16 protein-coding genes are annotated in these 15,428 nt (G+C 67.0%); 7 read left to right on the top strand and 9 right to left on the bottom strand.

What is annotated here, in order from left to right; translation table 11 throughout:
- Positions 1–148: 148 nt before the first annotated feature.
- From ASD14_RS00995 to ASD14_RS00955, 9 genes are all read right to left on the bottom strand, one after another.
- Positions 149–757, bottom strand: coding sequence for a hypothetical protein (locus ASD14_RS00995; protein WP_157474939.1), 609 nt, complete (start codon positions 755–757; stop codon positions 149–151).
- A 75-nt stretch (positions 758–832) separates the two neighbouring features.
- Positions 833–1,555 carry a 3-oxoacyl-ACP reductase FabG gene (fabG, locus tag ASD14_RS00990; RefSeq protein WP_056127599.1) on the bottom strand — a complete coding sequence of 241 codons (723 nt, stop codon included), beginning with the start codon at positions 1,553–1,555 and terminating at the stop codon, positions 833–835.
- Positions 1,552–1,989: a hypothetical protein gene (locus tag ASD14_RS00985; protein WP_056127597.1), complete on the bottom strand. Its 438-nt coding sequence runs from the start codon at positions 1,987–1,989 to the stop codon at positions 1,552–1,554. Before ASD14_RS00985 ends, fabG begins: the two co-directional genes overlap by 4 nt.
- Positions 1,986–4,319 carry an MMPL family transporter gene (locus tag ASD14_RS00980; RefSeq protein ID WP_056127593.1) on the bottom strand — a complete coding sequence of 778 codons (2,334 nt, stop codon included), beginning with the start codon at positions 4,317–4,319 and terminating at the stop codon, positions 1,986–1,988. The genes ASD14_RS00985 and ASD14_RS00980 overlap by 4 nt, the downstream gene beginning before the upstream one ends.
- Positions 4,320–4,405: 86 nt before the next feature.
- On the bottom strand, positions 4,406–5,071 hold the full coding sequence (locus tag ASD14_RS00975) for a LolA-related protein (protein ID WP_056128792.1): 666 nt from the start codon (positions 5,069–5,071) through the stop codon (positions 4,406–4,408).
- A complete protein-coding gene (locus tag ASD14_RS00970) occupies positions 5,046–6,062 on the bottom strand; it encodes an acyltransferase (RefSeq protein ID WP_056127591.1) in 1,017 nt (338 codons plus the stop codon). Before ASD14_RS00970 ends, ASD14_RS00975 begins: the two co-directional genes overlap by 26 nt.
- Positions 6,059–6,355, bottom strand: a complete 297-nt coding sequence (locus tag ASD14_RS00965) for a dehydratase (protein WP_056127587.1) — start codon at positions 6,353–6,355, stop codon at positions 6,059–6,061. Before ASD14_RS00965 ends, ASD14_RS00970 begins: the two co-directional genes overlap by 4 nt.
- 57 nt (positions 6,356–6,412) lie before the next feature.
- Positions 6,413–7,108: a hypothetical protein gene (locus ASD14_RS00960; RefSeq protein WP_056127584.1), complete on the bottom strand. Its 696-nt coding sequence runs from the start codon at positions 7,106–7,108 to the stop codon at positions 6,413–6,415.
- Between the two features lie 43 nt (positions 7,109–7,151).
- On the bottom strand, positions 7,152–7,421 hold the full coding sequence (locus ASD14_RS00955; RefSeq protein WP_056128789.1) for a phosphopantetheine-binding protein: 270 nt from the start codon (positions 7,419–7,421) through the stop codon (positions 7,152–7,154).
- 127 nt (positions 7,422–7,548) lie between these two features.
- Here ASD14_RS00955 and ASD14_RS00950 point away from each other — a divergent pair, with 127 nt between their 5' ends.
- The 7 genes from ASD14_RS00950 (at position 7,549) to cysW (ending at position 15,118) form a co-directional block, all read left to right on the top strand.
- Positions 7,549–8,940 carry an NAD(P)/FAD-dependent oxidoreductase gene (locus ASD14_RS00950; RefSeq protein WP_082538647.1) on the top strand — a complete coding sequence of 464 codons (1,392 nt, stop codon included), beginning with the start codon at positions 7,549–7,551 and terminating at the stop codon, positions 8,938–8,940.
- A complete protein-coding gene (locus ASD14_RS00945) occupies positions 8,937–9,935 on the top strand; it encodes a hypothetical protein (RefSeq protein WP_056127581.1) in 999 nt (332 codons plus the stop codon). Before ASD14_RS00950 ends, ASD14_RS00945 begins: the two co-directional genes overlap by 4 nt.
- A 99-nt stretch (positions 9,936–10,034) precedes the next feature.
- On the top strand, positions 10,035–10,283 hold the full coding sequence (locus tag ASD14_RS00940) for a hypothetical protein (protein WP_056127577.1): 249 nt from the start codon (positions 10,035–10,037) through the stop codon (positions 10,281–10,283).
- Between the two features lie 270 nt (positions 10,284–10,553).
- Positions 10,554–12,020, top strand: coding sequence for a porin (locus tag ASD14_RS00935; protein ID WP_157474936.1), 1,467 nt, complete (start codon positions 10,554–10,556; stop codon positions 12,018–12,020).
- Between the two features lie 15 nt (positions 12,021–12,035).
- On the top strand, positions 12,036–13,055 hold the full coding sequence (locus tag ASD14_RS00930) for a sulfate ABC transporter substrate-binding protein (RefSeq protein ID WP_056127571.1): 1,020 nt from the start codon (positions 12,036–12,038) through the stop codon (positions 13,053–13,055).
- 343 nt (positions 13,056–13,398) lie between these two features.
- Positions 13,399–14,265, top strand: coding sequence for a sulfate ABC transporter permease subunit CysT (gene cysT, locus ASD14_RS00925; RefSeq protein WP_056127568.1), 867 nt, complete (start codon positions 13,399–13,401; stop codon positions 14,263–14,265).
- Positions 14,258–15,118, top strand: coding sequence for a sulfate ABC transporter permease subunit CysW (cysW, locus tag ASD14_RS00920; protein WP_056127564.1), 861 nt, complete (start codon positions 14,258–14,260; stop codon positions 15,116–15,118). The genes cysT and cysW overlap by 8 nt, the downstream gene beginning before the upstream one ends.
- The last annotated feature ends 310 nt before the right edge of the window (positions 15,119–15,428 follow it).

The raw sequence follows: 15,428 nt of genomic DNA, 5'->3' as shown, positions 1-15,428 counted from the left end.
GGTGCACCTCGGTGGTGAAGCGGTATTGCAGCCGGTGTGGCGATGTTCCACCCCGGGGACTGAACGTCGCATCAAAGTGGCCCGAGCGCGCGCCCGGGCCACTAGCCGTTCCCGGCGGCGAACCGCCGTGATCGATCATCTCAGGAATTCACACGCCGTCTTCGGCATTCAACACCAGCTCGGCGCGCTCTTCCGGAAGCATCTTGTTCCACTTGACCAGGTAGTCAGTCTTCTTCTCTTCGACGCTCACCTTGTTCTCCTCGTACCAGGCATCCGCCTCGCCCGTCTTCTCGACGAAGCTGGTGGCCTTGGTCCACTCCGCGAAATCAGGCATCTGCAGGCTGTACTCGGCATCGGCCTTGTTGTGCACCGGGATCAGCGAGAAGCGCGCCTTCCAGACGCCCGGACGCGCCTTGACCAACACGTAGTAGGTCTTTCCCGCTTCGAACGTCGCATCGAGGAAGTCCGCGTTTTCCGCGATCACCATCAAACGGTGCACACCCGGCTCCATCTGCACCGCGACCTTGTCCTTGTACTTCAGCACGCCAAGGAACGTTGTAGCGCCATCGGGTGCATCGTAAATACTCGAGGAGATCGCGCCGCCGTAGAAGGAGGGGCGCATGAACACCACCAGCGCCTTGCCCTCAGCGGGCTTCGGTTCCGCCTCTGCGGCAGGGGTCATGAGTTTGGATTTTGCGAGCACGGCCGGCGAGCACAGCACAAGCAGCAGCAACGCGAAGCGAAGCAGTCGAGCCATCAGGTTTTTCCCCTTTTGAGCCGCCGGTCATCGGCGGGCGAGGAAAGCTTAAGCGCTCGGCACTACCGCCCGCACCTAGCTCATGCCGCCATCGATTCCGATCACCTGGCCATTGATGTAACCCGCGGCATCCGAGCACAGGAAAGCGGCCAATGCCGCCACTTCCTCGGGCGTGCCCATGCGTCCGGCCGGCACGATCTGCCGGATTGTTTCCGCACTGAACGCAGCGTCCGTCATGTGTCCTGCGATCGCTCCTGGAGCAATGACGTTCGCGGTAATCCCGCGTGATCCCATCTCGCGTGCCAGCGACTTCGTTGCGCCGTGCAACGCCGACTTCGCCGCCGCGTAGTTCGCCTGTCCGCGATTGCCGAGCACGCCGGCCACGCTGGAGATGCTGACGATGCGTCCCCAGCGCGTGCGCGCCATCGGCAGCAGCAGTGGTTGGGTGACATGGAAGAAGCCGTGCAGGGACACGTCGATCACGCGCTTCCACTGCGCCTCGCTCATGCCGGCGAGCGGTGCGTCGTCGTGGATGCCGGCGTTGTTTACGACGACCTGGATCGGCGCGGATTCGAGCAGCGACTCGATGACAGCGCGCGTGCGGTCGCCGTCGGTCACGTCGAACACGACCGGCTCGGCCGAATGGCCTGCGGCGCGGATTTCCGAAACGACTTCCTCGGCGCGCGCGCGGTTGGCGTTCGCGTGGACGATCACATGCAGGCCGTCTGCTGCGAGCTGCCTGCAGATCGCGGAGCCAATGTCGCCGCTGCCGCCTGTGACCAGTGCGCGCTTGCTCATGTGCCTTCTCCCTGCAGCATCACCGCGGCGCGACCCTCGGCGATGAGTTCTCCCTCGTGGCTGATGCGGAATGCGTACTGCTGGCTGTCCGCGCTTTCGGCGAGCGGGTGGGCCTCGCACTCGAGATCGCCGGGCAGGTCATCGAAACGTGCGACGTGCAGGGTAACGCCACGCAGCGCGACCAGCACGCCGGGAAGCGCGCGTCCGTCATCGTTGCGGGCGCGCAGACCACCGTGAACCGCCATCGCCTGCGCGCCGTATTCGCACAGGTGCACCGCATGCAGGCGATCGCCACTGCGCAGCGGATGCGCTGGATCGCGGTGGTTGCGGGCACGCAGGCGGATAGAGACCTCGTTCCATTCGACGACTTCGTCCCACAGGCACATCGCGCCCTGGTGCGGAATCAGCGAGAGAATTTCGTCGCGGCCGATCATGCGGCGATCTCTTCCGGCGCCCGCTGGCGCGTGACCAGCAATGAAAGCGCAAAGTTGAACAGCACACCCAGCGCGACCGTGCCGCCGATCGCGCGCAGGACCGGTATCGACGACAGCGCCAGCAGCGAGAACACCAGCAGCGTGGTGAGGCTGCAGACGATGATCGCGTGCAGCGTGCGCAGCTGCTCGGCGCGATCGTCCCCGGCATGGTCGAAGAACAGCGCGTAGTCGAGGCCGAGTCCCGCCGCGAGGATCAGCGCGACCAGGTGGAAGAGGTTGAGTTCGATGCCTAGGCCGCGCAGCACGGCGAGCACCAGCAGCGTGGTCAGCGCCATCGGCGCGAGCACGCGCAGCACGCGGCGCGGCTGGCGCAGGGCGATCCACACCGTCGCCGCGAGCAGCAGCGAGGCCAATCCCAGTGCCCACAGGACGCGCTGGCGATAGGCGGCGACCAGCGATTCCGAAGCCTGCTTCAGGTCGAGCAGGCGTGCGCCATGCTGCGTGGCGACGCGCGCGACGGTCGCCGGATCCTTCAATGCGCTCAACGAAACGAGCGCGGTGGCGTGATCGCGACTCTGCAGCAACAGGCCATCCACGGTGACCGCGAGCGGCGTGCCCTCGAGATCGTGCGGCGAAAGCGTCGGCGCCGTGCGCGCGGTTTCGACATCTTCGATGAAGCCCTCGAAGGCATCGCGCTCGAACGCGCTCGCCGCCACCGCGGCGCCGAACGCCCGCTGCAATGCGCGTGGATCGGGCAACTTCTGTTGGCGCGCACGCTGGGTCGCGCGGCTGGGCAGGTAGCGCGCGGCCGAATCGAAGCCGCCGATCGCGCCGTCCGCCTGCAAGGTTTCCAGCGCGGGCTGCAGTTTTTCCAGCGAGCGCAGTGCCGTTTCTGCATCGCGCGATTCGACGGCGATGACATAGCGCACATCGGGCGCACCGAGTTCGCCGCGCAGTTGCGCATCGCGCGCGAGCAGCGACGGCGCAACGGGCGTGAGCCGCGAGAGGTCGTTCTGCCAGAAAACGCCTGGAGCCCAGTACGCGACCGCAGACGCAATGCCAGCGAGCACCAGGTAAGCCACTGCATTCAAACGGGGCAGGCGCGCGACCTGTTGCCACAACCGCGCAAGCCGCGACGAATCCGCGGCATCGCGCGGCGCGGGATCGATCAGTCCTGGCAACAGGAAACGGGTGGTCAGCGCGGCCACGCCCAGGCCGACGACGGTGAAGACCGCGAGCTGCTTCAAACCGTCCACGCCGGACACCAGGAAGGTGAAGTAGGCGATGCAGGTCGATGCGACCCCGGTGCCGAGCGTCGGCCACAGTGCGCGCGCACTGGCCCATGGCGACAGTCCGGCGCGCTGGTGCGAGAACAGGTGGATCGGATAGTCCTGCGCGACGCCGATGAGCGTGAAGCCGAAGGCGACGGTGATGCCATGCACGCCATCGAACAGCAGCGTCACCGCCGCGAGGCCGGCGAGCCCGCCGCTCGCCAGCGGCAGGCCGCCGAGCAGCGGCGCCTTCCAGCTGCGGTACGCGACCCACAACAGCAGCGCGAAGATGAGGCTGTCGATGGTGCCGATCCAGCCTGCCTCGCGCGCGGTGCGTCCGCCGATCTCCACCGAGAACGCACCCGGGCCGGTCAAGGTGAGTTGCGTCGGGGTGTCCGCGCTTGCTTCAGCGAAGGCGGCGCGGATCGCATCGACAGCGGCCTGCTGTCCCTTCGGATCGAAGCCGGCCGCCTGCGTCTCGATCGCAAGCAGTGCTTCACGGCCACGCCGGTCGAACCACACGCCGTGCAGGCGTTGCGGCGCACTCGCAGGCTGCCAGGCTTCGGCCAGCTTGAGCGTTTCCAGCGTCGGATCGCGCGGCAGCAACGGCTCGACCAGGCCCGCGGCGGGCGAGCCGAGGTCCTGCACGCGCTGCGCGAGCTCGGCGGCGAAGAATTCGCGATCGAATGTCTGCGTATCGAGCGTGTCCGACAACAGGTAACGATACGGACGCAGGCGTTCGGGGATCGCCTCCAAACCATTTTCACCGCCGTTCGCGACCAGCTTGAACAGCGGCTGCGAAGCGAGGCGCTCGCGCAGTGCGGCCGACTGCGCCGCGAGTGTTTCCGCGTCGCTGCCGGACAGCGCAACGAGCAGCAACCGGGAGCCCGGCCCCTCGCCGAGCTCGTCGATCAGCAGTTTCTGCGCGGGGGTCTGGGCGCTCGGCATGAACTTGCGCAGGTCGCCGCTCAGTTCGAGGCGGCTGCCGATGAACCACCCCGAGAGCGCGAGCAGGGCCAGCCACAACAGTGCCAGGGCAAGCCGCTTGCCGGCGGTCATGGCAGTGCGGCCCGCGTCTTTTTTCTCCACATGCCGCGATGGACTGCCGCCTGGCTTCGGATCGCGTTTGCTTCGGCTTCGCCGGCTCATGGACGAGAGGGCGTTTGCGTCGCGGCTTCGTTCGCCGTGGGAGCGACCGGCTTCGCGCCGCCATAGCACAACGTCGCCAGGGCGCCCGCACCGGTCACGCCTTCCGCTGCGCGCGCGGCACCCGCAAGCAGCGTGCGCTGGGCATCACCTTCCGTGGGCTGCGTCTCGATGCAGCGCAGTTCCGAACCGCGTCCGTACAAAGTGATCGTCTGGATCTTCTGCCGCATCGCCGCGTCCTTCGGCGTCAGCGTCATCGTCCAGCGCTGGCGCGTGCCCTGGGTGTGCAGGTCATAGCGCTGTTCGAGGGCGCGGCGGTCGCCGGAAAGCAACGCGCCGAAGCTCGACTGCAAGCCGGCCATTTCCGGCACGCGCGACAGCGAGAAGCGGCGTGGCGATTTGCCGGCGCGTGCGATCTCGACTTCGCCGGCGCGGATCGTCGTGGTTTCCGCGTATGGCGCGGCGACCTTGCGCACAAGCGTGTCGGCATCGGGGCGCAGGTATTCGCCCTGCAGGCGCAGCGGCTTCTTCAGCAGCTTCGAGCCGCGCAGTTCGACGAAGGACGTGCGCGCGGGCGCGGGCTGTACCAGCTTCGACAGGATCCAGTCGCTGTCGACGCGCGACGGATCGTTGGCGGCGTCAGAAGGCGCGGCGCGCAGCGGCATCGCGAACGATGCCAGGATTGCCGCGGCCAGCATCGACGCGGCCAGCCACGGGGTCGGAACCGGGGTTTTCGTCGCGGACGGCAGTCGCGTCATCGGTATGCCAGAAGTCGAAGAAGTTGAACCAGTTGTACGGCGCGCGCCGCGCATGATGCTGCAGCCGCGCCGCATAAGTCTGCACGAGCCCGGCCAGCGCCTGCCTGCGTTCATGACGCGGCAGGGAAACGCCATCGCTGAGCGCCTCGAACACCAGCTCATAGCGGTTGCCGCCACGGTACAGGCCGAACACCAGCGTAACCGGCACTCCCAGCACCCCGGCGATCTGCCAGGGCGCGGTAGGAAAGCGCGCCGTCCCGCCCATGAACTCCACCGCCACCGCGGGTTCGTGCGGCAGCGCACGGTCGGCCAGCATCGCGACGAGTTCGCCTTTTTCGAGCGCTTCCTTCATCGCCAGCACGATCGCCGTTCCCGGCTGTCCCGCGTCGATGATGTCGCGCGCGAGTTGCGGATTGAGTGCATCGAGCAACTGCTGCATCGCCGGGTTGTGCGCCTTGTCCAGCAACACGCGCACGCGGACGTCGGGACGCCGCGAGGCGAGCGCACGCAGCGCATCGAAGCTGCCCAGGTGCGAGCCCGCCAGCAACACGCCGCGACCGAGATCGAGTTGCGCTTCCAGGCCAGACAGGCCCCGCACTTCGATATCGAAGCGCTCGAGCTGGCCGCTGAGCAGGAACACGCGATCAAGAATGGTCGATGCGAAGGTGTGGATGTGCCGTGCGGCGTGCAGCAGGTTCGGCCGCACCGGCAACACGCGTTGCAGCCAGGCGAGCGAGGCGCGGCGTTCGGGTCCGCGCATCAACAGGAAGTAGAAGGTGATCGGCCACAGCAGGCTGCGCGCCGCCATGCGTCCGCCGCGACGCGCGATGGTGCGGATCAGCCAGATGGCGAAAAAACCGCCACCTTCGGGACGCTGCTTCCAGGTCGCCGGTTTCATGCGGGAGCGCCCGCGCGGTCGGCGACCACTTCGCCACTGGCCAACAGCGTTTCGCCACGCAGGACTCGGAAGCGCCAGCGCGGCACGTCGCCTTCGAGTTCGACACGCGCGTCTTCGCCCGGCAACAGCGGCTGCATGAACTTCACCTGCGGCAGGCGCAACGGACCGAGTGGGCCGTGGGTGGCCTCGATCACCGCAATCACGCGATCGAGCAGCACCACGCCGGGCACCAGCGGTCGACCCGGAAAATGCCCGGGCAGGCTGGGATGGTCGGGTTCGATCACGAAGTGCATGCGCGGATTATGAGGGGACGCGGCGGGCATGCGTCACGCGGGCGCCTACGGCACGTTTCAGCGCAGCACGTCGCGCCAGAACGCCGGCCCCAGCTTGCCCATGCGATGCACGAAGTCGAAGAAGTGGCGGTACGGCCGATCCTTGAAGATGCGTCCGCGCAACAGGTATTCGCCGATGAAGAAGCCGCCGACCACGCCATAGTTGACCAGGTTGGCGAGCAGCGAACCAGTTTCGCGGGCAATGCCCCACGCCGGCGCGTGGCCGAGCCGCGCGAGCACGCCGCCCGGTACTTCGGCGAAGGCGAGCACGCCGTTCACCAGCGCCAGCATTGCCAGCAGCAAGGCCCATGCCGCGGTGAGCCGGCGCGTGTAGCGCAGCAGGTCGGCGGGAAGCTGGTCCACCGGCAGGCCATGCAATGCGCTGACGATTCGGGTGATCAGTGCCGGGCGCGGCCCGCGCAGGCTGCGGCCGAACAACCACGACAGCAGGCCGAGGAACAGCACCGGCGGCACCAGCAGCAGGATCTGCGCGACTTCGGTCTGCGCCAGCGCAGACAGCGCGAGGGCCAGCAACGCGGTGAGCAGCCAAGCCCATCCGCGCAGGCGCAGCAGCGGGTCGATCAGAAACACCAGGCACAGATCGCCGATCGCCAGGGCCGCCGCGATGCCGCTGCCATTGCGCGTGGCCCAGTACGCCAGGGGCGGATATGCGAGCGCGAACAACACCCGCGCCACGACGGCGAATTTGGACATCCGGGAGTTCATGCGTTGAGCGCCGATGCGACGCCGCGCGGCATCAGGCGGTCTTGTTCTGTTCGATATGCGCCGACAGCGCACGCAGTGAACCGAAGATGCGACGGTTCTCGTCGCTGTCCGAACGCAGCTGGAAGCCGTATTTCTTCGAGATCGCCAGCGCCAGTTCCAGCGCGTCGATCGAATCCAGGCCCAGGCCTTCGCCGAACAGCCGCGCCTCCGGGTCGATGCCGGCGGGCTCCACGCCTTCGAGGTTCAGGCTCTCGACCAGCAACTGGGCGAGTTCGGCTTCGGCGGCATTCTGCAGGGCCACGCTTTGTTCAGACATCGGACTTCCGGACAGCATCGATACGGGGCCGCAACGATCCTGCATCGGGCGCCGCCGCGCAAGCGTACCGACGGCCAGCGTGCGAGCGGCGGCCTCCGACTATCATTGCGGGATGACCGAACCGCATTTGCCCGGCGACCGCGCCACACCCGACGCTTCGCAAGCGCCCGCCAGCACCACGATCGAAACCGATGTGCTGGTGATCGGCGGCGGCCCCGCCGGCACCACGGCCGCCGCTTTCCTGGCCCGCAAGGGCTGGAAGGTGCTGCTGCTGGAAAAAGACCACCACCCGCGCTTCCACATCGGCGAATCGCTGCTGCCGATGAACCTGCCGATCCTGCAGCGCCTGGGGGTGCTCGAGCAGGTCGCGGCGATCGGGCTGTACAAGGCGGGCGCGGATTTCCCGACGCCGGGAAAGACCGGCAGCGGGGACTACAACACCTTCCGCTTCGCACGCGCGCTGGATGCAAAGTTTCCGCATGCCTACCAGGTGCATCGCGCGGAGTTCGACCAGTTGCTGTTCGCGCATGCCCGCGACAGTGGGGTGGACGCGCGCGAAGGCGTGAAGGTGGAACGGGTCGAATTCGGCCCCGACAACCGGCCGGTCGCCGCGCACGCACGCGACGCCACCGGCGCGGCGATAGACGTGCGGATGCGCTACGTCATCGATGCCAGCGGCCGCGACACCTTCTTCGGCAATCGTTTCAAGCTGAAGCGCAAGAACGCGCAGCACCAGTCGGCGGCAATCTTCAGCCACTTCGATGGCGTTTCGCGGCGGCCCGGCGACGACAACGGCAACATCACCGTGCAGCGTTTCGCGCACGGCTGGATGTGGCTGATCCCGCTGCCGCGCGACGTGATGAGCATCGGCGCGGTGTGTTTCCCGTCGTACCTGAAGCAGCGGCGCGGCGAGAACGATGGCTTCCTGATGAACACACTGCTCGCCGAACCGCAGATCGCCGCGCGCATGCAGGGCGCCACGCGCGTCGCGCCGGTGCACGTGACCGGCAACTACGCCTACAGCTGCACGAAGATGTACGGTTCAGGCTGGGTGATGGCGGGCGATGCGTACGCCTTCGTCGATCCGATCTTTTCCTCCGGCGTGTACCTGGCGATGGACAGCGCCGAGCAGGCCGCGAACGTCGTCGACGGCGCTCTGCGCGAACCAGCGCGCGAAGCCACGCTGCAGGCGGCAATGGCCAGGCGCATGGATCGTGGCCTGCGCTGGTTCACGTGGTTCATCTATCGCTTCAACACGCCGGTGATGAAGCACCTGTTCGCCAACCCGCGCAATGCGTGGCAGGTGGAACAGGCGGTGATCTCGATGCTGGCCGGCGACGTCTTCGACAATCCCGCCGTGATCCGGCGCCTGCGTTTATTCCGCGTCATCTATGCGCTGACCGCACTGACGCGCTTGCCCGCCGCCGTGCGCGGCTGGCTGCGCCAGCGCCGCGCGGCGCGCGAGGACTTCAGTGGCGACACGCTGCAACAGGAAAGTCCATGAGCGCGGTGGAATCCCTGGTGTTGCCGGCACGCCTGCATGTCGATTACAGCGACGCGCCGCTGGACGCATTGCTCGCGGCGAAGGACACGCTGGCGGTGATCGGCTTCGGTGGCGATGCGCCGCGCAGCGATGATCCGCGTTACCTGCGCGTGGCATTGCAGCCGCAAGGCGCGGCGGTGTTCGAGCACTGGCGCGCGCACGGACCGGTGTCGCGCGGCCGCGAGAATGGCGTGGCCTGTTCCGAAGACGGCGCGTTGCAGTTCGGCGCGATTGAAGTGGAAGAGCACGACCACGGCATCGAGGCCGCGGCGACCGCCGCCTACGCGCGGCTTCGCGCATTCACCGCCGCACGCGGCTACCCGCACCTGCTGCGCGTGTGGAACTACCTCGACGGCATCACGCACGGCGATGGCGATGCGGAGCGTTACCGCATCTTCTGCGTCGGCCGCGCGCGCGGACTGGGCGAATTCGATGCGCAGGCGCTGCCCGCGGCCACCGCGATCGGCCACGCGACCGGCGCGCAACGCCTGCAGGTGTACTGGCTCGCCGCGCGCACGCCGGGCACGCCGCTGGAAAATCCGCGCCAGATCAGCGCGTATCGCTACCCGCGCCAGTACGGTCCGCAGCCGCCGAGCTTCGCCCGCGCGATGCTGCCTCCGGGCACGGCGATGCCGCTGCTGATTTCCGGCACCGCGGCGATCGTCGGCCACGAGTCGCGCCACGCCGGCGACGTCGCCGCGCAGCTCGACGAAACCATCGCCAACCTCGAAAGTCTCATCGCCGCCGCACATGCACGCCGTCCGGACCTGCCACCGCAGATAGGTGCGGGCACGCGGCTGAAGGCTTACGTGCGCGACCGCGATGAACTCGACGTCGTCGCGGCTGGTTTGCGCGAGCGGCTCGATCCGGGTGTGCGCTTCACCGTGCTGCATGCGGCGATCTGCCGGCGCGAACTGCGGGTGGAGATCGACGGGACGCACGGCGTGCCGGCGTAATCACGGTTCGCGTAGGCCATCGGCTCACTTGAAGCCGGTGCGCCCCGCCGTCATCTTGTCCGCATCGGCCGCACCGCGGCCTGCACCGGAGTCGCATCGATGGGTCTGATCAGTCTGCTGTGGGGCATCGTTGCCCTGTTCTGGATGGTGCTCGCGCTGATTCCGGTCATCGGCATCACCAACTGGCTGCTGATTCCCTTCGCCGCGGTGGGCGCGCTGATCGCCGCCATCGGGATCATGTTTACCCGCAGCGAGAATCGAGGCCGCGCCAAGGCCGGCCTGATCCTCAACGGCATCGTGATCGTGGTCGCCGCGATCCGCCTGAGCATGGGCGGCGGGCTGCTCTGATCCACCCGGCTCCCCTGTAGCCAGACCTCCCTGAAGCCGACGGCCGCGCGCCCGCGCCGCTGTCCTGACCTTGCACGGCCACGGCCACGGCCCGCGCACCTTCACACGCGGACAAGGCGCGGTCCTCGACCGTGCCCGCACGGCAGCCCTGTTCAGCTATCCCGTCCGAGGCTCAAAACAGATGCGCTGCCGGCATATGCAGATAAAGCATGACCGTTTCCCTGCCACCGCGGCGCCCGCCACTGTGGCTTCCCAACGACAGGTATCCCCATGAACCTTCCCTCCCCTGCGCGCAGTCCTGCCCTCCTGCGCCGCCCCTCGCTGCTGGCGGCGATCTCCCTCGCCCTGCTGCCGATTCATGCCCAAGCCGCCGAGGTCACCGTCGAAGAACTCGCGCGCCGTCTGCAGGCCCTGGAACAACGCCTCGGCACCAACGATGCGACGGCCGAAGCGACCACCGACAGCAACAGCCTCGCCGACCTCGACCAGCGCCTGCGCGTGATCGAGCGGCGGCTCGAACTGCAGGCCGAGGAGTCCGCGGCCAAGGCGGTGAAGGATCCCGTTGTGAGCCTCAGTCCCAAGGGCCTGTCGATCAAGTCGCCGGCCAGCGACGGCATCGAGGTGAAGTTCAAGGCGCTGGTGCAGGGCGATGGCCGCTTCTTCTTCGGCGATGACGCACAACCGCAGAACGACACCTTCCTGCTGCGCCGGGTCGAACCCACGCTCGAAGGCACGTGGGGGCAACTGGTTGGCTTCCGCCTGCAGGCGCAGCTCGCCGGCGACAGCGCGACGCTCAACGACGCCTACCTCGATCTCAGGTTCGATCCGCGCGCGACGCTGCGCGTTGGCAAGTTCAAGCAACCCTTCGGCCTCGAGCAACTGCAGTCGAGCAGCGGTATCGCTGCGATCGAACGCGGCCTGCCGACCGAACTCACCCCGGCGCGCGACTACGGCGTGCAGCTGCAGGGCGAATTCGCCGGCAGCACGCTGAACTACGCCGTCGGCGTGTTCAACGGCACGGTCGATGGCCGCGACTCGGCGACGTCGAATCCCGACAACGAATTCGAAGCCACCGCGCGCGTGTTCTGGGAGCCGTTCAAGAACGACGCGAATGCGTGGTCGGGCCTCGGCGTCGGCATCGCGACGAGCGTCGGCGACAACTTCGGCCAAGGCAACAACTTCCTGCCGCGCTATCGCACGCCCGGGCAGTCGACGTTCTTCAGTTACCGCAACGAAGCCGCGGCCGATGGCCTGCATCGCCGCTGGTCGCCGCAGGCGTACTACTACAGCGGCCCGCTCGGCCTGCTCGGCGAATACGTCACCTCCGAACAGGAAGTGCGCTTGGTCAGCGGCGCCAACGCCGGCCGAGTGGAGCACCTGGAAAACGAGTCGTGGCAGATCGTCGGCAGTTGGGTCCTCACCGGCGAAGACGCGTCATACCGCGGCGTAACCCGGCCTAACCATCCCTTTACCGCCGGTGCGGCAGGCTGGGGCGCACTTGAACTGGTCGCGCGCTACGGCGAGCTGGATATCGACGACGACGCCTTCCCGCTGTTCGCCAATCCCACCGCGTCCGCCAGTCGTGTCGACGCATGGAGCATCGGCCTGAACTGGTATCTCACCCAGAACCTGAAGCTGGTTGCCAATTACACGCAGGCCGCCTTCGATGGCGGCACGGCGACCGGCGATCGCGAAGACGAGAAGACCCTCTTCACCCGCGCGCAGATTTCGTTCTAACCGAGACCATCCCCCATGACTTCGATCCGCATCCGCAACACGTTCCGCACGGCGCTTCTCGCAATGGCGCTGCTGGGCGGCGCCGCGCACGCGAAGGGCGTCGAGCTGCTCAACGTCTCCTACGACCCGACCCGCGAGTTCTATTCCGACGTCGATCGCGCCTTCGCGCAACAGTGGAAGAAGCAGACGGGTGAAACGATCCAGGTGCGCGCCTCGCACGGCGGTTCCGGCAAGCAGGCGCGGGCGGTGATCGACGGGCTCGAAGCCGATGTCGTCACGCTCGCGCTCGCCGCCGACATCGATGCGATCGCCAGCAATGGCAAGCTGCTGCCGGCCAACTGGCAATCGCGCCTGCCGCACAACAGCGCGCCGTACACGTCGACGATTGTTTTCCTCGTGCGCAAGGGAAATCCGAAAGGCATCAAGGACTGGGGCGACCTCACGCGCCCCGGCGTGGCGGTGATCACGCCGAACCCGAAGACGTCGGGCGGCGCGCGCTGGAACTATCTTGCGGCATGGGCGTGGGCTTCGAAGGAGTATCGCGACGGCGACAAGGTTGTCGATTACCTCACGCGCCTGTTCAAGAACGTGCCCGTGCTCGACACCGGCGCACGCGGCGCGACCACCACCTTCGTCGAGCGCCGCATCGGCGACGTGCTGATCGCGTGGGAGAACGAAGCGCTGCTGACCTTGAACGCTGCCGGCACGCGCAACCAGTTCGAGATCGTGGTGCCGTCGGTGAGCATCCGCGCCGAACCGCCGGTGGCATGGGTCGACAAGAACGTGGCGAAACACGGCACGCGCAAGCAGGCCGAAGCGTACCTGCGCTTCCTGTATTCGCCCGAAGGCCAGCGCCTCGCCGCGAAGCATTTCTATCGACCCGCCGAACCGGACAAGGTGCCTACGGCGGAACTGGCGCAGTTTCCGAAGGTGACTCAGGTGACGATCGACCAGGCGTTCGGCGGCTGGAAGAAGGCGCAGGCGGAGCATTTCGCGGATGGCGGGTTCTTTGACCGGATTTATCAGCCGAAGTGATGCGTCCTTTCCGTGGCGCGCTCGCCGGGGAGGATTTGGGCGCCGCGAGACGCATTTTTGGCTCGTCATTCCTGCGAAGCGCTTCACCACAGCCGCAGGCTGTTCAAGCAGGAATCCAGTGACTTGGCTCTTCGCATGGATTTAGGAAGGGAAAGAGCAAAGCCACTGATTCCCGTCTTCGCGGGAATGACGAGCAAAAGCGCAAGGGCGAAACAAGAGCTGAAGGCGCAACAGACGCAACGCCAGTAACGACGAAAGCAGCAAGCACGAAGCAGGCCCGACGAAAAGTTCCCGACCCCAACCCTTCCTTTGCTACGCGAAAGGGAGAAGAAACGAAGAACGAATGACCACCGCCGTCCTCCCATCGCTGATTCCCTTCCGCAGCCGCCGTCCGCTGCCCGGCTTCGGGCTTAGCCTTGGCTTGGGCATGGCGTGGCTCGGCGTCGTCGTGCTGCTGCCCTTGCTTGCGCTCGCGGTACGCGCCGCCGGACTCGGTAGCGAAGGCTGGCTGCGCGCGATCCACGACCCGCGCGTGCAGGCCGCGCTCAAGCTCAGCTTCAGCGCTTCGCTCATCGCGGCGCTCGTGGCGCTCGTCGCGGGCGGCATCGTCGCCTGGGTGCTGGTGCGCTATCGCTTTCCCGGCCGGCGTATCCTCGATGCGCTGGTCGACCTGCCCTTCGCGTTGCCGACCGCCGTTGCGGGCATCGCGCTCACCGCGATCTATTCGAGCAACGGCTGGGTCGGACGTTTCGCCGAAGCGGCGGGCTTCAAGGTCGCCTACACACCGGTCGGCATCGTCATCGCACTGGTGTTCATCGGCCTGCCGTTCGCCGTGCGCACGGTGCAACCGGTGCTGGAAGCTCTCGGCCACGAACAGGAGGAAGCCGCGGCATCGCTCGGCGCTTCGCGCTTCACCACCTTGCGCCGCGTGATCCTGCCGGAACTGCTACCGGCGCTGCTCACCGGCTTCTCGCTCTCCTTCGCGCGCGCGCTGGGCGAATACGGCTCGGTGATCTTCATCGCCGGCAACAAACCCTTCGCCACCGAAATTGCGCCGCTGCTGATCACCATCCGCCTGGAGGAATACGACTACAACGGCGCGATCGCCATCGCCGCGCTGCTGCTGGCTGCGTCGTTCGTGTGCCTGCTCGCGATCAACGCGATTCCGTCGCTGTTCGCGCACGAGCGCCAGGAGAACCGCCGTGGCTGAAAACAATGCGCAAAGCGTCCTGCGCGAGCCGCTGTGGCTGCGCACCGCGCTGATCGCCCTGGCCGTGCTGATCATGCTCGGCCTGGTCGTGCTGCCGCTGCTGATGGTGCTCGGCGCTGCGTTCGGCGACGGCTTCAGGGCGTGGTGGACGGCGTTGCGCGAGCCCGATGCGTTGTCCGCGCTCAGGCTCACGCTGTTCACCGCGGCCATAGTGATTCCGGTCAACGCGGTGTTCGGCACGATGATGGCGTGGGCGGTGACGCGCTTCGACTTCCCCGGCAAGCGCGGACTGCTGGCACTGATCGACCTGCCGTTCGCGGTGTCGCCGGTCGTGGCCGGCCTGTGCCTCGTACTGCTGTTCAGCACCACGCACGGCTGGTTCGCGGACCTGCTCGAAGCCTGGGACGTGAAGATCCTTTTTGCGCGGCCTGGCATCGTGCTGGCGACGCTGTTCATCACCTTCCCGTTTGTCGTGCGCGAACTGATCCCGCTGATGCAGCAGCAGGGTTCCGACGAGGAGCTCGCTGCACGTTCGCTCGGCGCCGGCGCATGGACGATGTTCCGCCGCGTCACCTTGCCGAACATCAAGTGGGGCCTGTTGTACGGCGTACTGCTGTGCGGCGCGCGCGCGATGGGTGAGTTCGGCGCGGTGTCGGTGGTCTCGGGCCACATCCGCGGTCTCACCAACACGCTGCCGCTGCACATCGAGATCCTCTACAACGAATTCGACAGCACGGCGGCGTTCGCGGCGGCGTCGCTGTTGAGCGGATTGGCGTTGATCACTTTGATCATCAAGTTCTGGCTGGAAGCGCGCCATGGCGATGCGCTCGCGAAGACACACCGGCGGCATTGAGATGACCACTGCGACCGAAAGTTTAATGCCCGGTGCGCCGGTGACAGACCTTCGTAGTTCCATCATGGCCGCGRCGCGGCTGGAGGCGCGCCATGGCGATGCGCTCGCGAAGACACACCGGAGGCATTGAGATGACCACCGCGACGAAAGGATCCGTGCCCGGTGCGCCGGAAATCCATCCCCATAGCCTCATTTCTGTGCGGCGCGGAGACATTGAGTGAACGTCGTAAGAATCGACTTCGAAAAGACCCTGCGAGGCACGGGTGATCGCCCCGCGGCACGGGTGCTGGTACAACAGGAACCGAGCCCC

The sequence above is a fragment of the Lysobacter sp. Root494 genome, assembly GCF_001427225.1.
In the GTDB taxonomy this organism is placed as follows: Bacteria; Pseudomonadota; Gammaproteobacteria; order Xanthomonadales; family Xanthomonadaceae; genus Agrilutibacter.
Note: the sequence above shows the minus strand (reverse complement) of the source record. Positions and strands in the feature narration are given on the sequence as shown.